The organism is Nocardiopsis sp. CA-288880 (assembly GCF_050955985.1).
GTDB classification, from domain to species: domain Bacteria; phylum Actinomycetota; class Actinomycetes; order Streptosporangiales; family Streptosporangiaceae; genus Nocardiopsis; species Nocardiopsis tropica.
In genome coordinates this window covers 5,662,700-5,688,078 of record NZ_CP192105.1, presented here as the reverse complement: position 1 = coordinate 5,688,078, position 25,379 = coordinate 5,662,700, and the positions used below count along the sequence as shown (strand labels likewise).

The window sequence follows — 25,379 nt, the reverse complement described above, 5'->3', positions numbered from 1 at the left end:
TTTTGTGTCGGTTGCGTGCGAGATCATGGTTCGTGTGACGCAATCGTGACGCCGCCGTCTGGATTCCGCGCCCGCGCCCGGGTAATGGGGCCGCTGTCCGCCGGGACGCCTCGGCCCGGCCGCGGCCGTCGCACCCGGGCCGGCGCGGCGCACGGCCTAGAACATCGAGATGTGCACGTGGTCGAAGTGGTTCTCGGTGAGGTTGCCCCGGTCAGACATGGCGCGCCAGTCGGTGTCGCCGCGGCGCACGTCCCAGATCTGCTGCCGGTAGATGACGTACATGATCCCGTAGTCGTCGGCGTGCTCCATCGCCCACTCGGAGATCGCCCAGCCGCGGTCGATCTGCTCCTGCGAGGGCATGCCGCCGTTCGGGTCCAGCATGAAGTCGCAGGCCCGTCCCAGCGGGTGCTCCCCGACGACCCAGCCGCCGACCGCCCGGTAGCAGCCCACGCCGCCCGCGTCCCGGCCCTCGCCGAACTCGTCGATGACCCGCTGGCGCATCAGCTCGGTGCGCGGGGTGATGTTGTACTGGCCGCCCATCGGCTGCTCGGGGTGGTCGGCGATCAGCCGGTCCACCTCGGTGCGTCGCTCCTCCAGCTCCTCCAGGTCCGCCTCGACCTCGGCCAGCCGCTCCTCCGCGGCCTCCTGGGCGGTCTCGTCGCGGGAGAGGGCCTGGTCGAGCTGGTCGATCTTGTCCTGGTTGCTGGTGGCGAGGTAGTCGACGACCACGGCCCGGTCGATGACCGTGTCGGGCTCGTCCCCCACGAACAGCGACATCGACGGGTCGATGCCGCCGCTGGTGTAGGTGGCGACCGCCAGGGCGCGCACCTGCTCGCGCGCGGCGTCCACCTCCTCCCGGGTGCCCTCGGCGCGGTTCTCCGCGCGCTCGGCCTCCGCGATGACGCCCTCCATGTCGCGGAGCTCGCCGTTGTAGTCCTCGCTGAGGCTGTCCGCGCGCTCCCGCAGGGAGCTCATGCTCTCGGGGTCCATGGGAGCCGCCGCGACGGCGGCCTGGGGAAGGACGAGGAAGCTCCCGACCAGGCCCGCGGCGAGCGCGGCCACGCGTGCGCGGCCGGGGCGGACGATCGCCGGGAGTACCCGTGCGAGGCCTTCGCCCCGGGCGCGGTCGGTGGGGTCGGGAGCCCAGAAGTCGGCGAAATCGTCCACTCGGCTCAGGTCGTCGGACTGCACTGTGTGGTCGCTCCTCGAGCCCGCGCACACTCCCGTCGGGCACGGGAGAGGGGCGGGCGCTGCTTCTCGTCTGTTCCCGTACGGGGTCGGGCCGCCGTGGCGGCCCCGCCCCCTGACCCCTCGCGCGTGCCGCGGAGGGGGAGTGGGAGTCACGGGATGGTCATGAGTGTAGGCACTCGCGCGGGGATTGGGGAAAGACGGGACGATTCCACCGGTGGACAAGGGTTGTCAATGTGGTCTAAATAACCTGAATTCGGATGATGATTCAGGTGAAGTGGCTGGTCCGCCATGGTTGGCTTGGGACCGTGAAGGCTCCTGAGCGCGACCAAGCGACCACCATTCCCGCCCGGGCGGACGGCACCGCGGGGTGTCCGGCCTCCCGTCGGGTCCTGTGTCGCGCCCGCACGGGCCTGCGGGCCCGCTCCGGGACCCGCTCGTAGGGAGCCGCCCGCCCGCCGCGCCGATCCGGGCCGCCCCGCGGCGCGGGGGGAGTCGGACCCTCCCGACCACACGGGGGCGCCCGCCCGCCGACCCGCCGTGCGCACCCGCACCGGCGCGTCGCAGCCGCCCGCCCGCGGGGCTCTCCGTACGCTCGGACGTGGGCGTCAACCCCACGCCGAGTCCAGCCCCCCGCGCTCCTGCACAGGGCGCCGTGAGACCACCGCTGAGACGTCGATGGGAAAACCGTGATTGACGCAGTGGGCCTGCACAAGGCCTACAGGTTGAAGAAACACCAGGTGACCGCCCTGGACGGGGTCGACCTGCATGTCGAACCCGGGGAGATCTTCGGGGTGGTCGGCCAGAGCGGCGCGGGCAAGAGCACCCTCCTGCGCTCGGTGAACCTCCTGGAGCGCCCCGACGCCGGGACGGTCGAGGTCGCGGGCGAGGAGCTCACCTCGCTGCGCGGGGCCCGGCTGCGCGCGGCGAGGCGCAACATCGGCATGGTGCACCAGCACTTCGCCCTGCTGTCCTCGCGCACCGTCGCCGGGAACGTGGGCTTCCCCCTGGAGGTCTCCGGCGTCGACAGGACCCGCAGGCGGGCCCGCGTCGGCGAACTCCTCGAACTCGTGGGCCTCGGCGACAAGGCGCGCGCCTACCCCGCTCAGCTCTCCGGCGGCCAGAAGCAGAGGGTCGGCATCGCCCGGGCCCTCGCCTCGGCCCCCCAGGTGCTGCTCAGCGACGAGGCGACGTCCGCGCTCGACCCCGCCACCACCGACTCGATCCTCGCCCTGCTGCGACGCCTGCGCGACGAGCTGGGCCTCACCATCCTCCTCATCACGCACGAGATGGACGTGATCAAGCGGATCTGCGACTCCGCGGCGATCATGGAGAAGGGCGTGTTCCTGGAGTCGGGCCGGGTCCTCGACCTGATCGGCACGCCGGGGTCGCTGCTCGCGCGCTCCCTCTTCCCGTTGCCCGCCAACGGCGGCCCGGAGACGGTGTTCATCACCTATCCGCGCTCCTTCGACGAGCCGTTCATGTCCGAGCTCACCCGCCGCTTCGACGTCGACGTCAACATCCTGGGCGGCGGCGTGGAGCAGGTCGCCGGGCAGGCCGTCGGCCGCCTGAGCGTCGACATGCGCGGCGCCCGCCGCACCGAGGCGCTCGCCTACCTGTCCGAGCACGGCCTGCTGGTCGAGGAGGCCGGAAAGTGATGACCAACCCCACCGACGCCCTCACCCTCGCGGCGTCCGCGGCCGAGGGCGGCAGCGCCTGGGACGCGATCGTCGCGTTCGTCCAGGACTGGCCGAACATGTGGCCCAGCCTGTGGCTGGGCACCCAGGACACCGTCTACATGGTGGTGTGGGCGACGCTCATCAGCGTGCTGGTCGGCCTGCCGCTGGGCGTGCTCCTGGTGTCCACGGACCGGGGAGGGCTGACCCCGGCGCCGGCCGTGCGCGCCGTCCTGAGCGCGGTCGTCAACATCGGCCGCTCGCTCCCGTTCATCGTCCTGATGGTGGCGGTGCTCTCACTGACCCGCTTCCTGGTGGGCACGACCCTGGGCCCGACCGCGGCGATCGTGCCCCTGAGCATCGGCGCCATCCCGTTCTTCGCCCGCCTGGTGGAGACCTCCCTGCGGGAGGTCGACCGCGGCGTCGTCGAGGCCGCGCACGCGATGGGCACCCGCCGCTTCACGATCGTGGGCAAGGTGCTGCTGCCCGAGGCCCTGCCCGGCCTGATCGCGGGCCTGGTGATGACCGTGGTCGCCCTCATCTCCTACTCCGCGATGGCGGGCGCCATCGGCGGCGGGGGACTGGGGGACCTGGCCATTCGGGAGGGCTACCAGCGGTTCAACGACCACTACCTGTGGGCCACCGTCATCCTGCTGATCGTGATCGTCCAGATCGCGCAGAGCATCGGCGACCTGCTGGTGCGCCGACTGTCACGGCGCTGACCGGGTCCCGCCCGACGGCCGGGAACCCCGGGGGCGGGCCGCGGGCCCGCCCCCTCCCGCACTCCCCCCGACCCCCCGATTTTTCTGACCGACGAGGAAGGAGACGGCGATGACCGGGAGTACCAGGGCACGAGTGGCGCGGGGGGCCGCCGCCGCGGGGTTGGCCGCGGCGGTGCTGGCGGCCTGCGGCAGCCCCAGCGAGCGGGCCCAGGAGGGCACCGACGCCGAGGGGCTGACGACGCTGAGGATCGGCGCCACGCCGATGCCGCACGCGGAGATCCTGGAGTTCGTCGACGAGAACCTGGCGGCGGACGCGGGCCTGGACCTGGACGTGGTGGTGTACACCGACTACAACCAGCCCAACGCCGCCCTGTCGGAGGGCGAGCTGGACGTGAACTACTACCAGACGGCGCCCTTCCTGGACGAGTACCTGGAGGGCAACCCCGACGCGGACCTGAGCTACGTGTCGGACGTGCACCTGGAGGCGTTCGGCGTCTACTCGCAGGAGCTCACGGACCTGGCCGACCTGCCCGAGGGCGGGGAGGTGGGCGTCCCCAACGACACCTCGAACATGGGACGCGCCCTGGAGCTCCTGGCCGCCGAGGACGTGATCACGCTCGCCGACACCGGCGGGAGCGCCCCCTCGGTCGACGACATCGAGGAGAACCCCCTCGACCTCACCGTCACGCCGGTGGAGGCCGCCCAGCTGCCGCGCTCGCTCCAGGACCTGGACGCGGCCGTCGTGAACGGCAACTACGCCCTGGAGGCGGACCTGCCCGCGACGGCCAACGCCCTCGCCTGGGAGGGCACCGAGGACAGCCGGTACGCCAACGGCCTGGTCGTACGGTCCGAGGACGCCGACGCCGAGGACGTGGTCAGGCTCGACGAGCTGCTGCACAGCGACGAGGTGCGCCGGTTCATGGAGGAGCGCTGGGAGGGCATCGTGCTCCCCGTCGGCGGCGGGGCCTCCGGGGACTGAGCCCTCCGGGGGCGCCCGCGCCGCGCGCGGGCGCCCCCGCGTAACGGTTGGGTTTCGGCCTGCATCCGGTCGATTGACATCGGGGTACTACTCTGTTTGTTTTATGGGAGCGCTCCCACAACGATGTCCCCTCGTCACGGAAGGTGCGTACCGAAGAAGTGAGCAACCGCAACGATTTCCCCGAGGGCTTCCTCTGGGGGGCGGCGACCGCCTCGTTCCAGATCGAAGGCGCCACCACCGAGGGCGGCCGGGGCCGCAGCATCTGGGACACCTTCGCCGAGACACCCGGCAAGGTCCTGGGCGGCGACACCGGTGACCCCGCCGACGACCACTACCACCGCTACGCCGAAGACGTCGCGCTCATGAAGGAGATGAACCTCGGGGCGTACCGCTTCTCCGTGGCCTGGCCGCGGATCGTCCCCGAGGGCACCGGCGCCGTCAACCAGGCCGGGATCGACTTCTACGACCGCCTCGTCGACTCCCTCCTGGAGGCCGGGGTCCAGCCCTGGGCGACCCTGTACCACTGGGACCTGCCCCAGCCGCTGGAGGACGCCGGGGGCTGGCCCGCCCGCGACACCGCCTACCGCTTCCGCGACTACGCCCAGATCGTCGCCGAGGCCCTCGGCGACCGCGTCGGCCACTGGATGACCATCAACGAGCCCTGGTGCTCGGCCTTCCTCGGCTACCACAACGGCCACCACGCGCCCGGCCACAAGGACGCGGCCCAGGCCGTGGCCGCCACCCACCACCTGCTGCTCGGCCACGGCCTGGCGGTGGAGGCCATCCGCTCCACGGGGCACCCGGCCAAGGTCGGGCTGGCCCACAACCAGGCGGTCATCCGCCCCCACGGCCCCACCGCGGCCGACGCCCGCGCCGCGCGCCGCGCGGACGGGGTGCGCAACCGGATCTTCACCGACCCGCTCTTCAAGGGGCGCTACCCGGCGGACGTCCTGGAGGACCTCGCCGAGATCAGCGACTTCTCCTTCGTCTCCGACGGAGACCTGGAGACCATCTCCGCGCCGCTGGACTTCCTCGGTGTGAACTACTACTCGCCGGAGTTCGTCGCCGCCTCCGCCAAGGGGCTGGACCCCGAACTGGTCAGCGGTGAGGGCGGGAACGCCTGGCTGGCCTCGGACCCGGAGGAGGTGCACGTCTCCCAGGGGCTCCCCGTCACCCACATGGGATGGGAGATCGACCCCACCGGGATGTACGACGTCCTCCAGCGCCTGGCCGGGGAGAGCGGCGGCATCGACCTCTACGTCACCGAGAACGGCTGCGCCTTCGAGGACACCGTGGCCGAGGACGGGCGGGTCCACGACACCGAGCGCACCGACTACTACGAGGGCCACCTGAGGGCCGCCGGGGAAGCCGTCCGCGCCGGGATCCCCCTGCGCGGGTACTTCGCGTGGTCGCTCCTGGACAACTTCGAATGGGCGTGGGGATACTCCCGCCGGTTCGGGATCGTGCACGTCGACTACGAGACCCAGCGCAGGACCGTCAAGGACAGCGGGCTCTGGTACGCCACACTTGCTGGGACGGGCCGGTTCCCCGAGCGGTAGACGCGGGCGTACAGGCGCCGGCGGCCCGGTGGGCCGCGGACGGCAGTGGGGCGTCCTCCGGGGCGCCCCACACCGTCGTTCCCGGCGGGACGACACCATGAGAGCGTCCGTCGAACACACCGCCGCCCCGGGGCCCGCCCCGGGGCGGCGGAACACGAACCCCAGAGGGAGCCTCGAAGTGGCCAAGAGCGGTGGCGGTCGGCAGCGTCCGACCCTGGAGATGGTGGCGGAGCGGGCCGGGGTCGGCCGCGGTACCGTCTCCCGGGTGATCAACGGCTCCGCCCAGGTGAGCCCGCACACCAGGGAGGCCGTGCACAACGCGATCGCCGAACTGGGCTACAGTCCGAACCAGGCCGCGCGCACCCTGGTCACCCGGCGCACGGACACGATCGCGCTGGTCGTCTCCGAACCGCGCGACCGGTTGTTCGCGGACCCCTTCTTCGCCGACATCATCCGCGGCGTCAGCTCGGTCCTGCACGAGCGCGACCTCCAGCTGATGCTGACCACGGCCCGTACCGAGGCCGAGCACAAGCGCGTGGGCGACTACCTCAGCGGGTTCCACGTGGACGGGGCGCTCCTGGTGTCCCAGCACCGCGACGACCCGCTCTCCACGCGCCTGGCCGAGGCGGGCGTGCCGGTCGTGCACGGCGGCCGTCCCCACTCCCCGGACCAGCCCGCCCCGTACTGCGTGGACATCGACAACTACGGCGGCGCCCGCGCGGCCACCCGGTACCTGCTGGACCGCGGCCACCGCAGGGTGGCCACCATCACCGGATCGCTGGACATGAACGCCGGCCAGGAGCGGCTCCGCGGCTACCGCGACGTCATGGCCGAGGCCGGGATCGAGGTGGACGAGCGCCTCGTGGTCCGCGGGGACTTCAGCGTGGAGGGGGGAGCCGAGGCCATGGTGCGCCTCCTGGACACCGGTCCGGCGCCGGACGCCGTGTTCGCGGGCTCCGACATGATGGCCATCGGCGGCATGCGCGTGCTGCGCGAGCGCGGGCTGCGGGTGCCCGACGACGTGGCCCTGGTGGGCTACGACGACACGGTCATGGCCCAGCACAGCGACCCGCCGCTCAGCACCATCCACCAGCCCACGGTCCAGATGGGCCGGGAGATGGCGCGACTGCTCGTCGACGTGGCGATCCCCCGCACGGTCGAGGCCGAGACGGTTACCCTCGACACCCACCTGGTGGTGCGCGAGTCCGGCTGACCCTGCGCCGCTACGCCCCGCGAAGCGCCTCTGACCCGGCGGTTCGCCCCCTGCCCGGCTGGACTCCCGTACCACCGCTGTGCAAGGCTGGTCGCGATTTCGCTGGAGACGGTGGGAGCGCATGGAGCCGATGCGGGGACCGACACACACCCGGTGCGCGATTTCGTCGTGCGGGTGGTGCGACCAGGACGGCGTCGAGTGCCGGTTCTGTTCCGGAACGGGATGGTGGCGGCCCGAGCGGCCGCACCGGGACGGGAGCGGTGTGATCGTCTGGCTCAGGGTCGACGAGCCGTGCCGGGGGTGCGCCGGGACCGGCAAGGAGCACAGCCCGACCGCTGTCCTCTGAGGCGCTTCCGCTCCCGCGTGGAAAAGGAGAAGCGCATGCGCTGGGTGACCTATCTCTCGCCGAGTGGCGGGGGCGAGCGCGTCGGGGTGCTGGAGGACGGGGACGTGCTGGGCAGTCCCGACCCCGGCGGCCTGGCGGACCTGCTCGCGGCGGGCGGCGACGCCCTGGCCGCGGCCGGCGGGCGGGCCGCCGCCGCGCCGGTCGAGATCATCGTCGAACCGGAGGCGCGCATGTGCGCGCCGGTGACCCCCACGTCCCTGGTGCCCGCCCTGGTCGGCGGCGAGGTGTGGGAGATCCACCCGGAGCTCGTACAGGGCTCGGACGACGCGGTCCCGCCCGCCGCTCGTACGGCGCTGGTGGGCGTGGCGGCCGTCGCCGGCGGCGACGGCCCGGCGAGCGCCTACACACCCGCCTGCCTGTGGCTGGACGAGGGCGGAGCGGCGGTGCAGCTGAGCCTGGGCCCCGTCCTGACCACCGCCGACGAGGTGTCGGGGGCGCCGCTGGAGCTGAGCGCCTCGGTGGACGACAGGGAGGTCGGCCGGGGGATCGCGGACCCGGCCGACGCCTGGCTGGTGTCGGGCCCCTCCGGAGCGGGCCGGATGCGCGTCCTCCTGCCGGTCTCCACCCCGCGCCTGGACGAGGACGACGAGCTGTTCGTGGACGCGGGCGTCCTGGGGACCTTCGAGGTCAGGGTCGGTTCCCAGGTCTGAGCGGCGCCGGGGCCGGGACCGTCGTCAGGGCGTGAACTCCCAGTGCCAGGGCTCGAACCCGCCGCGCGCCCAGGGCGGGTTGTCCCAGCCGTACCCGGGGGCATGGGCCAGCATCCACTCGTGTTCGGGCGACCCCTCCTCGTGCACGCCCCCGCACAGGTCCACGGCCACACCCAGCCCGTGCCGGCTGGTGCCCGGGCGCGCGGCCATGCCGGGCACCATCTCCTGGAACAGGCTCACCTGCTCGTGGTACGGGCGGTAGGAGTCGGTCACGCACATGGGGCGGCCGAACGCCGCGCGGTAGGCGCCGTCGAGCTCGATGAAGGCCTCGGCGGCGTCGGCCCGCAGCCGTTCTCCGGGCTGGGGGAGGGGGCACAGCACCGACTCCGGCATGCGGCCGTTGGCATGGGCCGCGGCCTCCCCCCGCGCGCACCCCGTGCCGGCGGAGGGCGATTGCCGCGCTTCCCGGCCGTTTCTGTCATCGCCGACATTGTTCCGTTCACGGTTGTCTCCATCGGTGGATGACAACGCCGCGCGCGCGTTGCGCAGGGCCTCCTCACGGCGCCGCTCCCGGCCCCCGGCGTCGCCGACCTCCGCGAGCCGGGCCTCCAGGCGGGTCTGCTCCTCCAGGAGCCACGCGGTCCGCTCCTCCTGGGCCGTGACGGCCTCCACGGCCTCCTCGCGGGCCGCCGCCGCTGCCTCCACCGCCTCCGCCTGCTCCCGCTCCGCGGCCTCGGCCAGGCCGTCGACGGTCTCGGCCACGACCCGCACAGCCCCTGCGCGGTCCAGCTCGGCGGCCCTGTGCTCCCCCAGCACGTGCAGGAGGGCTCCGCGTTCGAGCATGCCCGAGGGGCCCTCGGACCCGCCCCACGCGTGCACCGGCCCCACGTCGGCGCCCATGTAGACGGCCGCCGCCTGGCGGGCGGCGGCGATCCTGGCCTCCTCGCCGCGCTCGCCCGCGGCGTCCGCGCGCTCGGCCGCCTCGGCGCTCCGCTCGGCCAACTCCTCCAAGCGCTCGCTCTCCTCCTCGTAGCGCTCGATCTTGCCGAGGGCCTCCTGTCGTAGGACCTCTGTGCCCGCGCGCAGTTCGGCCAGCTCGACGCGCACGTCCCCGAGGGTGGCCGCCCCGGTCGTGTCGTCGGCCGCGGCCCCCGGGGCCACGGCCAGGGTGAGAAGGGCGAGGAGACCCAGCGGAAGTGCAGCGGTGACCGAAATGGACCGGTTCCGGGAGGCGGCTTCCCTTCCGGAGACCGGACCGTCCGAATGCGTTCCGCTGCGCACGGTAGCCGCACCGGGGCAAGGCGATGCACGCATCTCCGCTTCCTCCTCAGGACCTGCGTCTACGTCTTGTCACGATGTCATGTCGGGGGAGTCTTGATGGGGAAGCTGGTGGTGTGTCCAAAAAGTTACCTGGCCACCCGAGTGGGTTTCGGTCGCCATGTCTGACCTGGGGGATTAGCCATAATGCCGACATTGAGGGCATTATGCTGCTAGGCGGACGAAGATGATCTTGTCCATCGCCGTCAAACGGCGGAAGCGATACCTTCGCACGCATTGGTACGCTATCCACCGCACGCGCACCTCCTGAAGCTTTTGGGTGCGCGCAGCCTCTCCTCCCAGGCGAGTCCGGCGGACAGTCTTCACATCTCCCCACATTCCCCACCGCTCCTGGTTCGGTGGCCCACGTGGTCCCCACCGTTTTTCCCCGAAGAGTCTTCGGCCGGAGTGGTCGGCCCCTGGGGTCCAACCAACCGCTCGAGGCGGTGACACGAAAGGTTGCGAGGGTCCGTGTCGACACGAGCGACAAAAGACGGGGCCAGCGCTCAGAGCGCGGCGGCGCAGGCCGAAAACGCCGACGCCGCGCCCCAGCGCAGAGCCAAACGGTGGCAGCCACGCAACTGGCGGGTGCGCTCCCGGCTGGTGGCCCTCATCGTCATCCCGACCGCCGTGGCGCTCGCGCTCGGCGGACTGAGGGTCTACGAGGCCGCGGTCTCCACCGTCACCCACGCGCACATCGAGGACCGCGCCGAGATCGGCGTCCTCATCGTGCAGCTGGCCAACCAGCTGGGCCGCGAGCGCACCGCGAGCGCGGTGTACATCTCCAACAACGCCGACCCCGCGCGGCGGTCGGACGACCTCCGGCAGGAGATGGAGGACCAGCGCAACGCGACCCGCGACCTCCAGCAGAGCCTCACGGCCCGGCTCGACGACATCGGCGAGGTCGAGGGCTCCCTCGCCAACAACCGGCTCACCGGCATGCGGAGCCAGATCGCGACCCTGGACGCCCTGCGCACCGAGGTCGACGAGACCCGCATCACGGTCCTCCCCGTCGTCACCAAGTACCGCACCGTCTCCCGCGCGCTGACCGAGTTCAACCAGACGATCGCGGACGACACCGGCGACACCGCCCTGCGTGAGAGCGTCCGGACGCTCACCGCGCTCTCCAACGCGCGCGACCAGCTCTCGTACGAGACGGCGCTGATGAGCCACTCGCTGGCCCGCGACTCGATGACCGGCGGCATCTCCGAGGCCATCGACTCCAGCCGCGCCCGCTACGAGAACGAGATCTCGAACTTCGTCCAGGCCGCCTCCACCGAGCAGCGCGCCGTCTTCGACGAGCACTTCACCGGCCTGGAGGTCAGCCAGGTCTCCACCATGCGCATGCGCGTCATGTACCGCGCCGAGCGGGACGACCCGCTGACCGGTGTGACCGCCAACGACGGCCCCGAGGCGTACAAGGACATCGCCGACGTCGCGCTGGAGCGCCTCCAGACGGTCGAGGAGGAGATCGCCGAGGGCATCGCCGCCGAGGCCAACGACCTGCGTGCCGGCGCCATGATGCGCGCCCTCACCGACCTCCTCGTCGTCGCCCTGGTGCTTCTCGCCGTCTTCGTCCTCACCTCCCTGGTGGTCCGCTCCCTGGTGCGCCCGCTGCGCACCCTGGAGGACGGCGCCCGCCGGGTCGCCGAGCGCGACCTGCCCGACGCGATCAACCGGATGCAGGAGGCCGGCTCGGTCCCCGAGGCGGTCAAGGTCACCCCGATCGAGGTCGAGAGCAACGACGAGATCGGCGAGGTCGCCCGCGCCTTCGACGACGTCCACCGCGTGGCCCTGACCCTGGCCTCCGACGAGGCGGCCCTGCGCAGCAACGTCAACGCGATGTTCGTCAACCTGTCCCGCCGGAGCCAGACCCTGGTGGAGCGGCAGCTGCGCCTGATCGACGGCCTGGAGCAGTCCGAGCAGGACTCCGACCGGCTCTCCGACCTGTTCCAGCTGGACCACCTCGCCACGCGCATGCGCCGCAACAACGAGAACCTGCTGGTCCTCTCCGGTCAGGACAACACCCGCAAGTGGGCCCAGCCCGTCCCGCTGGTCGACGTCCTGCGCGGCGCGGTCTCCGAGGTCGAGCAGTACGAGCGCGTCAACGTGCGCGCCCCCTCCCACATCTCGGTGCTCGGCCGCCCGGTCAACGACGTCATCCACCTCGTCGCCGAGCTGGTGGAGAACGCCACCTCGTTCTCCCCGCACGACACCGAGGTCCTGGTCAGCGCCAAGACCCTCGACAACGGCGGCGTGCAGGTCGACGTCACCGACAGCGGCATCGGCATGGCCCCCGAGGACCTGGCGGCGATCAACGCCCGCCTGGCCGCCCCGCCGGTCATCGACGTCGCCGTCTCGCGCCGCATGGGCCTGTTCGTGGTCTCCCGCCTGGCCCACCGCCACGGCGTCAAGCTCCTGCTCGAGGAGGCGCACGGCGGCGGCACCACCGCCCACGTCACCTTCCCGCCGGACCTGCTGATCACCCCCGTCGAGGGGCAGCACGCCCTGGGCGTGGCCGACAGCCGGCCCGAGCTCACCTCCGGTGCGCCGGACACCTTCGCCGACGCCCAGGCGGCCTTCGCCTCCAGCCCGGCGGCGAGCGAGCCCGGCGACCCCTGGCAGACCCACGAGGCCGACTCCGGCGCGGGCGACTTCGGCGGACTGCCCAAGCGCCAGCCCGGCAACGTCCGGTCCGACGAGCACCCGCCCAGCGGCCAGGACCTCTGGCAGAGCAGCGGCTCCGACGTCTGGAGCACCACCAGGGGCTCCGGGACCACCGGGGCGGACGCCGGCGCCAACGGCCGGCCGGTCGTGGACCCCTACGACACGCCCGAGGACGACGACCGGGGCCCGAAGCCGGAGACCGGCGGACGCAGCCTCTTCGACCCGGCCCCCCGCTCCGACGCGGGGAGCGACTCGCCCTTCCGCGACAACGGGTCCGCCGGCCGCTCCTCCGACACCGGATCGTTCGGTCGTCCCGCCGACACCGGGTCGTTCCGCCGCCCCGTCACCGACACCAGCGCCTTCCGGCGCCCGGCCGGGGCCGCCGACTCCTACGACGCCTTCGGCAACACCGGGTCGGCGTCGCAGAGCGGCGGACAGGCCGACCGGGGCGCCTTCGGCAGGGACGAGGGCGCGGGCCGCGACGCGGGCGCCCACGAGCGCCCCGCGGCCCCGGCGCGAGGGGACGACACCGAGACCTTCCCGGCCGTCGCCTCCGACTGGAACGCCGGAACCCAGCAGCCCCAGGCCCCCTCGTCCAACGAGACCGGGAACTGGCGCTCGGGGGGCGGCGACACGCGCGAGGGCTACGGCTCCACCGCCTACCTCTCCCGCCGCTACGGAGGGACCCAGGGGCCGAACAACACCGTCGTGCCGCCGAGCCCGTCGGGCGAGGACAACGACTCGCTGCCGATCTTCGACGCGATCGAGTCCAACTGGTTCAAGCGCCGCACCGGCGGGCCCACCGTGGACACGACCGAGACCGGTCCGATCCAGCAGGTCGGCCCGGACCAGGACCGCCCGGCGCAGCCGACCCGGTCGGCCCAGCGCCCCCAGCCCGCGGCCAACGGCCAGGACACCCGTTCCGAGCAGGAGTGGAACTCCGCGGCCGACCGCGGCTGGAAGGCCGCGCGCACCGCCGCCGAGCCGCTCGCGGGCGGCCTCACCACGTCGGGCTTGCCAAAACGGGTTCCCAAGGCAAACCTTGTCCCAGGAACAGCCCCCAAGCCGGAGAACTTCAAGCAGATGCCCACTCGTAGTGCGGACCGTGTCCGAAACCGCTTCTCTGGTTTCCAGAAGGGTGTCCGCGACGGCCGGAACCAGCTCGGCGAAGGTACGGAGGAGTGACCCCAGTGCAACCTGGTGGGACGGGGTCCCCCTTATTCGGGGAAGCCGGATGCAATAGCATCTACCGAGCTTCTCGGACGCGCCGCACCCACGGCTTGACCAGAGCAGAACACCAGACTCCCGGCCACCCCCACGGGAGGGGCCGGGCAGTTCCTAGAGGCAGTGCTGTCACATGCCGTGCCGGCGGTAGCAGTGCCGAGAGACCAAGCCGGCGAATTGGACAGGAGATCAGATGAGTCGACAGGTGAATGAACTCAACTGGTTGATCACTGACTTTGCCGACCGGGTCCCTGACGTCGCCCACGCGATCGTCGTCTCCTCAGACGGCCTTCCGTTGGCCTCGTCGGCGGGGTTCCCGGCTGACAGGGCCGACCAGCTGGCGGCGATCGCCTCCGGCCTGTCGAGCCTGACGCAGGGCGCGGCCCGGGTGTTCGAAGGTGGGGCGGTCGCCCAGACCGTGGTGGAGATGGAGCGGGGGCTGATGCTCATCATGGCCATCAGCGACGGCTCCTGCCTCGCGGTCCTGGCGGCGGCGGAGAGCGACCTCGGCCTGGTCGCGTACGAGATGACCCTGCTCGTCGAGCGGGCGGGGCGGGCGCTGACACCAACGGCGCGCACCTCGGGAATCCACTGATCCACCACCGACAGGAGGAAGTGGTGGCACCTCACAGTAGAGATGCCGGGAGCGCCTCGTGGTTCGGACAACAGCCGGGCGGACCCCCCACCGGGGGGACGCCGGCCGTGCCGGGCGGCGGAGATGTTCCTCGACCAATCCAACAACAGTACGAACAACGACCCGCGGCGGGGAGCGCGCCCAGTTCTCTGGTCCGCCCCTACGCGGTCACCAAGGGACGCACCAAGCCGAAGTCGCAGCTTCCCCTGGAAGCTCTGATCTCGGCGACCGCCGCGGCCCGTAACGAGTCTGGGACGCTGACGCCCGAATGGCAGGCGATCAGCGACCTGTGCCGGGAATGGCGTTCCGTGGCGGAGATCTCCGCGCTGCTGCGGATGCCGCTCGGCGTGGCGCGGGTGCTTGTGGCGGACATGTCCGAGCAGGGACTGGTCCAGATCAGGTCCTCGCTCAACAACGAAGCCCGTCCCAACACCAACCTGCTTGAAAGGGTGCTCAGTGGACTTCGCAAGCTCTAGCCCAGCCGAGGAAGGCGGTGCTGGGGGGAACGCGATGACGTCGGTCAAGATCGTCGTCGCCGGGGGCTTCGGTGTCGGGAAGACGACATTCGTTGGCTCCGTCTCCGAGATCGTGCCGCTGACCACCGAGGCGGTCATGACCAGCGCCAGCGTCGGGGTGGACGACCTCGCCAAGACGCCGGACAAGCAGACCACCACCGTGGCGATGGACTTCGGCCGCGTCTCCCTCGACTCCGACCTGATCCTGTACCTGTTCGGCACACCCGGACAGCACCGGTTCTGGTTCATGTGGGACGACCTGGTCAAGGGCGCGATCGGCGCCGTCGTGCTGGTGGACACCCGCCGCCTGGCGGACTGCTTCCCGGCGATCGACTACTTCGAGGAGGCGCGCCTGCCGTTCATCGTGGGGATCAACGGCTTCGACGGCTACTACCCCCACGCCGCGGACGAGGTCCGGGACGCTCTGACGCTCAGCCCGGAGATCCCCATCGTCCAGGTGGACGCCCGTGACAAGGCCTCCACCAAGTCGACGCTCATCACCCTCGTCGAGCACGCCATCACGGTGGGGGACCCCGAGGGCGCCGCAGGACAGCCCACTTCCACGGGCGGTCAGAACTCCTGGCGTTAGCCCGCAGGCTTCTGGGCCAACCCGGGCCGGGGTCCCGCACAGAGCACGGCCCGGTTCCCGCGACGCGGGAACCGGGCGTCCGTGCTGGCATCATGGCGGGATGAGCTCTTCCTCCCAGCCCGACGCAGAGGCGATGACACGGCGGTTCCGCGAGGTGGCCGAGCGGGTGCTCGACTTCCTCCTCGACGACGCCCCCGAGTGGGCGCTCGACCTGGGCGACCCCCGGGGCGCGGCCCGCCTCTCCGACCTGTCGGCGCAGGCCGACGCGCACCGCGTCGCGGTGCTCACCGACGCCCTCGGCTCCCTGGACGAGATCGACGGCGACCTCATCCCCGCGGGCGACCTGGTCGATCTGGAGGTCCTGCGGTCGAGGATCAGCGCGGACCTGTGGCACACCACCGAGCTGAGGCCCCGCACGTGGGACCCGCTCCTGTACTCGCCGGGAGAGGCCCTCTACGCCCTCCTGGAGCGCGACGCCCTCCCCCTCCCCGAGCGCCTGGCCGCCCTGGCCTCGCGCTGCGCCGCGCTGCCCGACTACCTCGCCACCGCGCGCGCCCGCCTGTCCGAGGGGCCGGGCATGCCCCGTGTGCACGTCGAGACGGCCCTGGCGCAGCTCGACGGGGCCAGGGCCATGCTGGCCTCGGGCGTGCCCGCGCTGGCCGCGCAGGAGCCGTCGGCGCCCTCCCGGCTCGAACCGGAGCGCCTGGCCGCCCTGGCCGCGGTGGAGGAGTACGCGGACTGGCTCCGCGGCCGGATGGAGGGGGCCGCCGCGGACCCGCGGCTGGGCGCCCGGGACTTCGCCGCCCAGCTCTGGTACACGCTCGACTCCGAGCTGTCGCCCGACGCGCTCCTGGTGCGCGCCGAGAGCGACCTGCTGGCCACGGAGGAGGCGATCGCCGAGGCGGCCGCCGAGTACGAGGGCCGGCCCCGCCGCGAGGGCCAGGTGGCGGACGTGCTGGCGGCGCTCGCCGCGGAGAACGCCACGGACGCCGACACCGTGCGCCCGGCCTGCGCCGACGCGCTCATGCACCTCGACGGGCGTGTGCGCGGGCTCGACCTGGTGACGGTGTACGACGACCCCGTCCGGATCATCCCGATGCCCGAGTCGCGCAGGGGCGTGGCCGTGGCCTACTGCGACCCGCCCGCCCGCCTCCCCGCGCCCCCCTCCAGGGACGCCTTCGGCGCGGTCGTCCCCACCCCGCTGGACCCCGCGGTCCTGGAGCGGCCGACGCTGGTGGCGGTCGCCCCGCCGCCCGCCGACTGGCCGGCCGAGCGCAGGGCGTCGTTCTTCCGCGAGTACAACGCGAGCATGCTGCGCAACCTCATGGTCCACGAGGCGGTGCCGGGCCACGCGCTCCAGCTCGCCCACGCGGCGCGCCACACCGGCGGCACCCGGGTCGGCAACGTCCTGTGGAGCGGCACCTTCATCGAGGGGTGGGCGGTCTACGCGGAGGAGCTCCTCGCCCGGCACGGCTGGGCCGAGGACCCCCGGGAGAACCTGGCCCTGCGCCTGGTGCAGCTCAAGATGCGCCTGCGGATGATCCTCAACGCGATCCTGGACGTGCGCCTGCACACGGGCGACCTGGCCGAGGCCGAGGCGATCTCCCTGCTGACGCGGCGGGGCCACCAGGAGGAGGGCGAGGCGGTGGGCAAGTGGCGCCGGGCCCAGCTCACCAGCGCGCAGCTGTCCACCTACTACGTGGGCTACGCGGAGGTGTCCGACATCGCCCGGGACCTCGCCGCCGCGCGCCCCTCGCTCAGCGAGCGCGAACGGCACGACGCGATGCTCGCCCACGGCTCCCCGCCCCCGCGCCACCTGCGCACGCTGCTCGGGCTGTAGGGGGCCGGGCCGGGGAGGACGCGCGGGACACGGCCCCTCCCGCCGGTCCGGGAACGCGACCGGGACCGGAACCGGGCGGGCCGGGGCGCCTCCCGTGGAGGCCTCCGCCCCGCGGCGCGGCGGCACGCCCGCGCGCGGGCCCTCCTATGCTGGGGACGCGGAGAGTACGGGCAGGCGACGGAAACGGACGACCCATGAACGGTGCCGAGGACGGACGGGACGACCAGCGGGACGCCCCCGGAGCGGGAACCGGTTCCCCCGACGGCCGGGACCGCCTGTGGACCCCGCACCGGATGGCCTACATCAAGGGCGAGGGCAAGCCCACCGGCTCCCGCCCCGAGGACGGCTGCCCCTTCTGCCGCGCCCCGGCGCTCACGGACCCCGAAGGGCTCGTGGTCGCCCGAGGCAAGAGCGCCTACGCGGTCCTCAACCTCTACCCGTACAACAGCGGCCACCTGATGGTGTGCCCCTACCGCCACGTCTCGGAGTACACCGGCCTGGACGAGGACGAGACCGCGGACGTCGCCGCGCTCACCCGCGCCGGCATCCGCGCCCTCACCGCGGCCTACCGGCCGCAGGGCTTCAACGTCGGCATGAACCTCGGCAGCGCGGCGGGCGCGGGCATCGCCGCCCACCTGCACCAGCACATCGTTCCGCGCTGGGGCGGCGACGCCAACTTCATGCCCGTCATCGGCCACACCAACGTGCTGCCCGAGATGCTGGAGCAGACCCGGGAGAAGCTGGCCGGCCACTGGCCCCGCGACTAGACGGCCCCCGAGCACCGACCGCGCGGCGGCCCCAGGGCCGCGACGACGCGCGGCAGCGGCGCCGCCCCCGGCCCGGCACCGGGCGGTCCGGTGGCGCGCCACCCCCACCGGACGCGGTTCCCACCCCCGGGGCCGTTCCCGCCCTACGATCACAAGAAGCCATGCTGAGAATCCTTCGCCCCATCACCTCCCGGGTCACCGCTCCGCTCGGACGGAGCCTCGCCCGGATCGGCCTCACACCGAACCTCGTGACCATCATCGGCGCCACCGGCGTCGTCATCAGCGCGCTCTACTTCTACCCGCGCGGCCAGCTGTACGCGGGCTCGGTCGTCATCACCGTGTTCGCGCTCTTCGACATGCTCGACGGCGCGGTGGCGCGAGCCAACGACAGCGGCAGCGCGTTCGGGGCCTTCCTCGACTCCACCCTCGACCGCGTGGCCGACGCCTCCATCCTCGCCGGGCTGCTCTGGTGGTTCATCGGCGACGGTGACGACCCCCTGCTCGCCGGACTGACACTCTTCTGCCTGATCAGCGGCTTCATGGTGTCCTACATCAAGGCGCGGGCCGAGGGACTGGGCGTCAACTGCGACGTCGGCGTCGCCGAGCGCACCGAACGCCTGGTGATCATCCTGGTGGCCGTGGGGCTCAGCGAGCTCGGCGTGCCCTACGTCCTGGCCGGCGGCCTGTGGCTGCTCGCCGGGATGAGCCTGCTGACGGTCCTCCAGCGCCTGGTCGAGACCAGGGCCCGCCTCAACGACCCCTCCTACGTCGACGTCACCCGGAGCACGGACGGCGCGGCGGAGGACACCGACGACACCGTCGGCGGGGCCTGAGGAAAGGACGGGGAGCACGACGTGGACGAACGCTGGGCCGATCTGGCCTACTCCGCGGGCTGGGAGCTGGTCCGACGCGCCCCCGAGGGGGCGGGCCGGGCGGTCTTCCGGCACCTGGCCGACCGCTCCTGGCGCGCCCACGACGGCGGGACGCGCGGCCTGGAGCGCAACCTGCGCCGCCTGCTCGGCCCCGGGGCCACCGACGCCCGGCTGCGCGCGCTGTCCCGGGCGGGCATGCGCTCCTACATGCGCTACTACTACGAGATGTTCCGGCTGCCGGCGATGGACGAGCGGTACATCCTCGGCCACACCCGGGCCACCGGCATCGAGGTCCTGGAGAAGCACGTCGCGTCGGGCCGGGGCGTGGTCGCCGCACTTCCCCACATGGGCAACTGGGACCACGCCGGGGCCTGGATCACCCTCCGGGGCACCCCCCTGACCACCGTCGCCCAGCGGCTGAGCCCGGAGAGCCTGTTCGAGCGGTTCACGGCCTACCGCGAGTCCCTGGGGATGGAGGTGCTGCCGCTGACCGGCGGGGGCAACACGGTCGCGACCCTGGCGCGCCGGCTGCGCGACGGCGGGCTGGTCTGCCTGCTCGCCGACCGCGACATCCACGGCACGGGCCTGGAGGTGGACTTCTTCGGGGAGCGCGCCCGCGTGCCCTCGGGGCCCGCCGCGCTCGCCCTCAACACCGGGGCCGCGCTCATGCCGGTCTCGCTCTGGTACGACGGCCCGTACTGGAACATCCGCGTCCACGACGAGATCCCCGTCGCGGAGGGGCCCACGCGCTCCGCGCGGATCCGGGCCACCGCGCAGGAGCTGGCCCGGGTCTTCGAGGGCGCCATCGCCGAGCACCCCGAGGACTGGCACATGCTCCAGCCGGTGTTCAGCCTCGACCACGAGCAGGACCGACTGCGGCGCCCGGGGGCCGCCGACCTCCGTCCCCCCGGGCGCCGGGACGGGTGAGGCGCAGATGCGGATCGGCCTGGTCTGCCCCTACGCCTGGGACGTCCCGGGCGGGGTGCAGCAGCATGTCGGGGACCTCGCCGGGGCCCTGACCGGCATGGGGCACGAGGTGTCGGTGCTCGCCCCGGTGGGCGACGCCGGAACGGCCGTGCTCCCCGACTACCTCGTCCCCGCGGGTCGGCCGGTCCCGGTCCCCTACAACGGGTCGGTGGCCAGGCTCAGCTTCGGTCCGCGCACGGCGGCACGGGTCCGCCGCTGGATCTCCGAGGGCGGGTTCGACGTGCTGCACGTCCACGAGCCCTCGGCGCCCAGCGTCTCCCTGCTGGCGTGCTGGGCGGCGGACGGCCCCCTGGTCGCCACGTTCCACACGTCCAACCCCCGCTCGCGGGCGATGGCCGCGAGCTCCCGGGCCCTGCGCTCGGCGACGGAGAAGATCAACGGACGCATCGCCGTGTCCGAGGCCGCCCGGCGGACCCTGGTGGAGCACGTCGGCGGGGACGCCGTGCTCATCCCCAACGGGGTCGCCGTGCGGGCCTTCGAGGACGCCGACCCCCTGCCGGGCTGGCCCGGGGAGGGCGGCTCCCTCGGCTTCCTCGGCAGGCTGGACGAACCGCGCAAGGGCCTGGCCGTGCTGCTGGACGCGTTCGCCCTGATGGCTCCCGCGCGCCCGGGCCTGCGACTGCTGGTCGCGGGTCCCGGGGACCGGGAGGCCGCGCTGGCCGGCGTCCCCGCCGGGCTCCGGGAGCGCGTCGTGCCGCTCGGCCGCCTGGACGACGCCGACAAGGCGCGCGCGTACCGCTCCGCGGACGTCTTCTGCGCCCCCAACCTGGGCGGGGAGAGCTTCGGCATCGTCCTGACCGAGGCGATGGCTTCGGGGGCGGCGATCGTCGCCAGCGACATCCCCGCCTTCTCCGCGGTGCTGGAGGGGGGCGGCGCCGGAGACCTGTTCTCCGCCGGCGACCCCGCCGACCTGGCGGAGCGGGCGGGAGCGCTCCTGGACGACCCGGAACGGCGCCGCGCCCTCTCGGCGGCCGCCCGCAGGGCGGTGCGCGCCTACGACTGGGAGACCGTCGCCGCCGACGTCGTCCACGTGTACGAGACGGTGCTCGCGGGGGAGGGGGCCGGTGACGGGCGCCGCCCGGGGGTGCGCCTGGACACCGGGCCCCGTGCCACGGCCCTGCTGCGGAGGGGGTCGGTGTGAGCGGGACCGGAGCCGCGGATCGGGGTGAGCGGCCCTGACCGAGGACGTCCTCTTCGCCGCCGTGGTCGCCTGGGCGGTCCTGGCCCTGGCACTGTTCGGGTTCTACCTGTCCTGGAGGGCCACGCGCCTGCACCGCCTGCACCACCGGGTCGACGTGGCCCGCGCGGGGCTGGAGGGCGCGCTGGCGCGCCGCCGTTCCGCCGTGCTCGCCCTGGCGGGGGCCGGGTGCGTTCCCCGGGCGGGGGCCCGTGCGCTGGAGGAGGCGGTCGCGGCGGCCGGCGAGGCGGGGGAGCGGAGCCTCGACCTCGCGGAGAGCAGGCTCTCCCGGGTCCTGCGGGACGTCGTCGAGGACGCGGGGGCCGGGGACGCGGCGTCGGCGCCCCCCGTGCGGGCCGAGGTGGAGGCGGCGGCCAAGGGCGTCCACATCGCCCGCACCTTCTACAACGACGCCGTCTCCGACACCCGCCGGGCGCGCCGCTCCAGGATCGTCCGCGTGTTCCGCCTGGCGGGCACCGCGCCCCTGCCGGACTACTTCGAGATCGACGACCGCCCGCCCCGGACCGCGCCCCCGCCCGCCCGCCCCGACACCCTGTAGAAGCCCGGTCAGGGAAACCACCCATCTGGCCAAAGCCCCCGAAAGGGGGTGGAACTAGGATGGGGGGCTGGTCGACCCAGGGTGCGCGGCACCGACGGTGCCCGCGTGCCACCGCGCGCGGCCGCCGCCCCCGCTGCCCGGCGACCGCAGGCCCCCAGCGGCAACTCGACGAACGGGAGTCCACAACCGTGGCCAACAACGCATCGAACAGCACCGAGGCAGTGGTCGGTACCCAGCGCGTCAAGCGGGGCATGGCCGAGCAGCTCAAGAACGGCGTCATCATGGACGTCGTCACGCCCGAGCAGGCCAAGATCGCCGAGGACGCCGGTGCCGTCGCGGTCATGGCCCTGGAGCGCGTCCCCGCCGACATCCGCAAGGACGGCGGCGTCGCCCGCATGTCCGACCCGGACATGATCGACGGCATCACCGCCGCCGTCTCCATCCCGGTCATGGCCAAGGTCCGCATCGGGCACTTCGTCGAGGCACAGGTCCTGGAGTCCCTCGGCGTCGACTTCATCGACGAGTCCGAGGTGCTCACCCCCGCCGACGAGGCCTACCACATCGACAAGTGGGCGTTCACCGTCCCCTTCGTGTGCGGGGCGACCAACCTCGGCGAGGCGCTGCGCCGCATCGCCGAGGGCGCGGCCATGATCCGCTCCAAGGGGGAGGCCGGGACCGGCAACGTGGTCGAGGCGACCCGGCACATGCGGTCCATCCGCTCCGAGATCAAGCGCCTGGGCACCCTGGACGAGGCCGAGCTCTTCGGCGCCGCCAAGGAGCTGCGCGCCCCGTTCGAGATCGTCAAGGAGGTCGCCGGCCTGGGCAGGCTCCCCGTTCCGCTGTTCTCCGCGGGCGGCGTGGCCACCCCGGCCGACGCCGCCCTCATGCGCCAGCTCGGGGCGGAGAGCGTGTTCGTGGGTTCGGGGATCTTCAAGTCCGGCGACCCGGCCCGGCGCGCCGACGCCATCGTGCAGGCGACCCTGCACTACGAGGACCCCGCCGTGATCGCCCGCGTCTCCCGCGGTCTGGGCGAGGCCATGGTCGGCATCAACCTCGACGAGCTCTCCGACGCCCAGCGCTACGCCGGACGCGGCTGGTAGACCCGGGCGCCCCGGCGCCCCGGGCGGGAGGCGGTCCCGAGCCGGTACCGCCTCCCGCCCTCCCCGTCCCCGCTCCCCCCTCAGCCGACGAGTGAGGCCGTTCGTGACCAGCAGACCCACCATCGGAGTCCTCGCCCTCCAGGGCGACGTCGCCGAGCACCTGCGCGTCCTCGACACGCTGGACGTGCACACCGCCAAGGTGATCTCCCCCGACCAGCTCGACACCGTGGACGGCCTGGTCCTCCCCGGCGGGGAGTCCACCACGATGTCCAAGCTGGCCGTCAGGTACGGTCTGCTGGAACCGCTGCGCAAGAGGGTCCGGGCGGGGATGCCCGCCTACGGCACGTGCGCGGGCATGATCATGCTGGCGGACCGCCTCGAGGGCGCCGTCGAGGGCCAGGAGACCGTCGGGGGGATCGACATGACGGTCCGCCGCAACGCGTTCGGGCGCCAGACCGAGTCCTTCGAGGCGCCCGTGGACATCGACGGCCTGGACGGCGCGCCGTTCGACGCGCTGTTCATCCGCGCGCCCTGGGTGGAGCGGACGGGCCCCGAGGTCACGGTGCTCGGCAGCGTACCGGGCCCCGACGGGGCCGGTAGGATCGTCGCCGTACGACAGGGCGGCCTGATGGCCACGTCCTTCCATCCCGAACTGACCGGCGACGCGCGCATCCACCGCCTCTTCGTCGACCTCGTGAAAGGACATGCATGAGCGGCCACTCCAAGTGGGCCACCACCAAGCACAAGAAAGCCGTCATCGATGCCAAGCGCGGCAAACTCTTCGCCAAGCTGATCAAGAACATCGAGGTGGCCGCGCGTACCGGTGGTGGGGACCCCGACGGGAACCCGACGCTCTACGACGCCATCCAGAAGGCGCGCAAGAACTCGGTGCCGCTCGACAACATCGAGCGCGCACGCAAGCGGGGCTCCGGCGAGGAGGCCGGCGGCGCCGAGTGGCAGACCATCATGTACGAGGGCTACGCCCCCGGCGGCGTGGCGCTGCTCGTGGAGTGCCTGACCGACAACCGCAACCGCGCCGCGTCCGAGGTGCGCGTGGCGGTCACCCGCAACGGCGGCAACATGGCCGACGCCGGATCGGTGTCGTACATGTTCAACCGCAAGGGCGTCGTGATCGTCCCCAAGGAGGGGACGACCGAGGACGACGTCACCCTCGCCGTGCTGGACGCCGGGGCCGAGGAGGTCGAGGACCTGGGCGAGGCGTTCGAGATCGTCTGCGAGGCCACCGACCTGGTGCAGGTGCGCACCGCGCTCCAGGAGGCCGGCATCGACTACGAGTCCGCCGACTCCAGCTTCCTGCCGACCATGGAGGTCCCGGTCGACGCCGAGACCGCCAAGAAGGTCATGCGGTGCGTGGACGCGCTGGAGGACTCCGACGACGTGCAGAACGTCTTCACCAACGCGGACATCCCCGACGAGGTCATGGCCGAACTCGGCTAGCGCGCCGGCCGCAGGCGCGGCCGGCCCGGCGCGCGGCCCCGCCGATCCCGTACTCGTGGCCGGTCCCGACGGCCGGCCCCGCCACGAGTACGGGACCACGGCGGCAGGGGCGGGCCCGCCGGCCCCTCGGACCACCGCGCCGGGGACCCCGGGCGTGCCGCGGGGCCGCCGCCCGTGCCGGGCCGCCCCCCGACGGCTCCACCCGTCGCGCGCGACGCGGAGGAGCCCGGGACCGGGCGCGGACGCCGTGCCCCTCCGCGCGGTCGCGCCGCGGGTTCAGCCGCCGCCCCTCCGGAGCAGCTCGCGGACCTGCTCCGGAGCCTCGTGGAGCACCAGGTGCCCCGCGTCCGCGACCTCGTGGACGCCGGTGTCCAGGAGCCGCCGGGCCGCCCCGCGCAGGAGCGCGGGGGAGACGACGCGGTCGCGTGCCCCCGTCGCCACGGTCACCGGCGTCCCGCGCCAGTCGCGGAACTCCTCGCCCCGCAGCAGCCCGGGCACCGTGTCCGCCCGGCAGTGGCGGCCCACCAGAGCCATCCACTCCGCGAGCGGCCCCGGCCCGGCGGACCCGCCCCACGCGCCGATCAGCCGGGCACCGGTGTCCTCGCCGGGGCGGAGCCGCCACGCGCACGTCGCTCGCAGGCGCCCGGGATCCCTCGCCGGGGCGGCCAGGCCGGCCGGGTTGACCAGCAGCAGGCGGTCCACCAGCGGAGAGGGCAGCGAGGACAGCACGGCGGCGGCCCCCAGCGCGTGTCCGAGGAGGACCACCGGGCGGTCCGTGACCTGGGGCAGCAGGGCGTCCAGCCACGCGCCGTAGGCGGCGGCCCGGCCCCCGAGGGGGCGGAGGGGGGAGCTCAGCCCCGGCTGCCCCGGCAGGTCGGCGAGGATCACGGTGCGGTCCCGGGCCAGGAGCCGCGCGGCGCCGGTGAGGGTCGCCGCGCCCAGACCCGCACCGGGCAGGACCAGGACCGGGACCCCGCCACCGCCGCCGAGCACGTGGACCCGGGTGCCGCGGCCGTCCGCCACGATCCGTGGCAGGGGGCGCATCCCCGGGCAGGCGGCCAGCTCCCTCTCGCACCACGAGCGCACGGCGGCCTCGCCGGATCTGGAACGGTACACGCGCACGTGTGCCGGGAACGGGGTCGACATCTCTCACCTTCGGACGGCAGGCCGCGGCGCGCACGGGACCCGGAGCGGCGGGAGCCGTCCGGGGCGCGCCGGGGCACGGGAAGCGGCCCGGCCCCGGGGCGGGGCACGGGCCGGGCAGGAGGGGCGGGACCGGG

At 73.3% G+C, this 25,379-nt stretch carries 23 protein-coding genes; 20 read left to right on the top strand and 3 right to left on the bottom strand.

The features are described from left to right. Nucleotides 1–156: 156 nt before the first annotated feature. Entirely contained in the window at nucleotides 157–1,191 is a 1,035-nt protein-coding gene (locus tag ACQPYD_RS24640; RefSeq protein WP_433697891.1) for a coiled-coil domain-containing protein, read from the bottom strand. Nucleotides 1,192–1,889: 698 nt separating this feature from the next. Between ACQPYD_RS24640 and ACQPYD_RS24635 the strand changes: the two genes are divergently transcribed. From ACQPYD_RS24635 to ACQPYD_RS24605, 7 genes are all read left to right on the top strand, one after another. Next, a complete protein-coding gene (locus ACQPYD_RS24635) occupies nucleotides 1,890–2,846 on the top strand; it encodes a methionine ABC transporter ATP-binding protein (RefSeq protein ID WP_433702123.1) in 957 nt (318 codons plus the stop codon). Next, the gene (locus ACQPYD_RS24630; RefSeq protein ID WP_433697890.1) at nucleotides 2,843–3,586 is read left to right on the top strand and encodes a methionine ABC transporter permease; all 744 of its coding nucleotides are present in this window, start codon (nucleotides 2,843–2,845) and stop codon (nucleotides 3,584–3,586) included. The genes ACQPYD_RS24635 and ACQPYD_RS24630 overlap by 4 nt, the downstream gene beginning before the upstream one ends. A gap of 109 nt (nucleotides 3,587–3,695) precedes the next feature. Further along, nucleotides 3,696–4,565, top strand: a complete 870-nt coding sequence (locus tag ACQPYD_RS24625; protein ID WP_433697889.1) for a MetQ/NlpA family ABC transporter substrate-binding protein — start codon at nucleotides 3,696–3,698, stop codon at nucleotides 4,563–4,565. A 158-nt stretch (nucleotides 4,566–4,723) separates the two neighbouring features. Next, on the top strand, nucleotides 4,724–6,124 hold the full coding sequence (locus ACQPYD_RS24620; protein ID WP_433702122.1) for a GH1 family beta-glucosidase: 1,401 nt from the start codon (nucleotides 4,724–4,726) through the stop codon (nucleotides 6,122–6,124). A gap of 178 nt (nucleotides 6,125–6,302) precedes the next feature. Beyond that, entirely contained in the window at nucleotides 6,303–7,337 is a 1,035-nt protein-coding gene (locus ACQPYD_RS24615) for a LacI family DNA-binding transcriptional regulator (protein WP_433697888.1), read from the top strand. 121 nt (nucleotides 7,338–7,458) lie between these two features. Continuing rightward, complete coding sequence (locus ACQPYD_RS24610; protein ID WP_267945897.1) at nucleotides 7,459–7,683, top strand: hypothetical protein; 225 nt, start codon at nucleotides 7,459–7,461, stop codon at nucleotides 7,681–7,683. A gap of 35 nt (nucleotides 7,684–7,718) precedes the next feature. Beyond that, nucleotides 7,719–8,393 (top strand): hypothetical protein, encoded by a 675-nt coding sequence (locus ACQPYD_RS24605; protein WP_433697887.1) that lies wholly within the window; start codon nucleotides 7,719–7,721, stop codon nucleotides 8,391–8,393. 24 nt (nucleotides 8,394–8,417) lie between these two features. Here ACQPYD_RS24605 and ACQPYD_RS24600 read toward each other — a convergent pair whose 3' ends face one another. Continuing rightward, on the bottom strand, nucleotides 8,418–9,554 hold the full coding sequence (locus ACQPYD_RS24600; protein ID WP_433697886.1) for a M15 family metallopeptidase: 1,137 nt from the start codon (nucleotides 9,552–9,554) through the stop codon (nucleotides 8,418–8,420). 744 nt (nucleotides 9,555–10,298) lie between these two features. Between ACQPYD_RS24600 and ACQPYD_RS24595 the strand changes: the two genes are divergently transcribed. The 13 genes from ACQPYD_RS24595 (at nucleotide 10,299) to ACQPYD_RS24535 (ending at nucleotide 24,099) form a co-directional block, all read left to right on the top strand. Then, on the top strand, nucleotides 10,299–13,562 hold the full coding sequence (locus ACQPYD_RS24595) for a nitrate- and nitrite sensing domain-containing protein (protein ID WP_433702121.1): 3,264 nt from the start codon (nucleotides 10,299–10,301) through the stop codon (nucleotides 13,560–13,562). 232 nt (nucleotides 13,563–13,794) lie between these two features. After that, nucleotides 13,795–14,196 carry a roadblock/LC7 domain-containing protein gene (locus ACQPYD_RS24590; RefSeq protein ID WP_014909276.1) on the top strand — a complete coding sequence of 134 codons (402 nt, stop codon included), beginning with the start codon at nucleotides 13,795–13,797 and terminating at the stop codon, nucleotides 14,194–14,196. 107 nt (nucleotides 14,197–14,303) lie between these two features. Continuing rightward, a complete protein-coding gene (locus ACQPYD_RS24585) occupies nucleotides 14,304–14,711 on the top strand; it encodes a DUF742 domain-containing protein (RefSeq protein WP_267945894.1) in 408 nt (135 codons plus the stop codon). A 34-nt stretch (nucleotides 14,712–14,745) separates the two neighbouring features. Beyond that, nucleotides 14,746–15,339, top strand: a complete 594-nt coding sequence (locus ACQPYD_RS24580; protein ID WP_017565656.1) for a GTP-binding protein — start codon at nucleotides 14,746–14,748, stop codon at nucleotides 15,337–15,339. Between the two features lie 100 nt (nucleotides 15,340–15,439). Next, nucleotides 15,440–17,179 carry a DUF885 domain-containing protein gene (locus tag ACQPYD_RS24575; RefSeq protein ID WP_433697885.1) on the top strand — a complete coding sequence of 580 codons (1,740 nt, stop codon included), beginning with the start codon at nucleotides 15,440–15,442 and terminating at the stop codon, nucleotides 17,177–17,179. A gap of 194 nt (nucleotides 17,180–17,373) precedes the next feature. After that, on the top strand, nucleotides 17,374–17,946 hold the full coding sequence (locus ACQPYD_RS24570; protein WP_433697884.1) for an HIT family protein: 573 nt from the start codon (nucleotides 17,374–17,376) through the stop codon (nucleotides 17,944–17,946). Nucleotides 17,947–18,128: 182 nt separating this feature from the next. Further along, nucleotides 18,129–18,779 carry a phosphatidylinositol phosphate synthase gene (pgsA, locus tag ACQPYD_RS24565; protein ID WP_433702120.1) on the top strand — a complete coding sequence of 217 codons (651 nt, stop codon included), beginning with the start codon at nucleotides 18,129–18,131 and terminating at the stop codon, nucleotides 18,777–18,779. 21 nt (nucleotides 18,780–18,800) lie between these two features. Beyond that, the gene (locus tag ACQPYD_RS24560) at nucleotides 18,801–19,745 is read left to right on the top strand and encodes a phosphatidylinositol mannoside acyltransferase (protein ID WP_433697883.1); all 945 of its coding nucleotides are present in this window, start codon (nucleotides 18,801–18,803) and stop codon (nucleotides 19,743–19,745) included. Nucleotides 19,746–19,752: 7 nt separating this feature from the next. Further along, nucleotides 19,753–20,946 (top strand): glycosyltransferase family 4 protein, encoded by a 1,194-nt coding sequence (locus ACQPYD_RS24555; protein ID WP_433697882.1) that lies wholly within the window; start codon nucleotides 19,753–19,755, stop codon nucleotides 20,944–20,946. A 61-nt stretch (nucleotides 20,947–21,007) separates the two neighbouring features. Next, complete coding sequence (locus tag ACQPYD_RS24550) at nucleotides 21,008–21,541, top strand: hypothetical protein (RefSeq protein WP_433697881.1); 534 nt, start codon at nucleotides 21,008–21,010, stop codon at nucleotides 21,539–21,541. Nucleotides 21,542–21,729: 188 nt separating this feature from the next. Further along, a complete protein-coding gene (pdxS, locus tag ACQPYD_RS24545) occupies nucleotides 21,730–22,641 on the top strand; it encodes a pyridoxal 5'-phosphate synthase lyase subunit PdxS (RefSeq protein ID WP_433697880.1) in 912 nt (303 codons plus the stop codon). A 103-nt stretch (nucleotides 22,642–22,744) separates the two neighbouring features. After that, nucleotides 22,745–23,353, top strand: coding sequence for a pyridoxal 5'-phosphate synthase glutaminase subunit PdxT (pdxT, locus tag ACQPYD_RS24540; protein ID WP_433697879.1), 609 nt, complete (start codon nucleotides 22,745–22,747; stop codon nucleotides 23,351–23,353). Next, nucleotides 23,350–24,099, top strand: coding sequence for a YebC/PmpR family DNA-binding transcriptional regulator (locus tag ACQPYD_RS24535; protein WP_267945886.1), 750 nt, complete (start codon nucleotides 23,350–23,352; stop codon nucleotides 24,097–24,099). Before pdxT ends, ACQPYD_RS24535 begins: the two co-directional genes overlap by 4 nt. Nucleotides 24,100–24,375: 276 nt before the next feature. Here the strand turns inward: ACQPYD_RS24535 and ACQPYD_RS24530 are convergent, their stop codons facing one another. After that, nucleotides 24,376–25,245 carry an alpha/beta fold hydrolase gene (locus tag ACQPYD_RS24530; RefSeq protein WP_433697878.1) on the bottom strand — a complete coding sequence of 290 codons (870 nt, stop codon included), beginning with the start codon at nucleotides 25,243–25,245 and terminating at the stop codon, nucleotides 24,376–24,378. Nucleotides 25,246–25,379 lie beyond the last annotated feature (134 nt).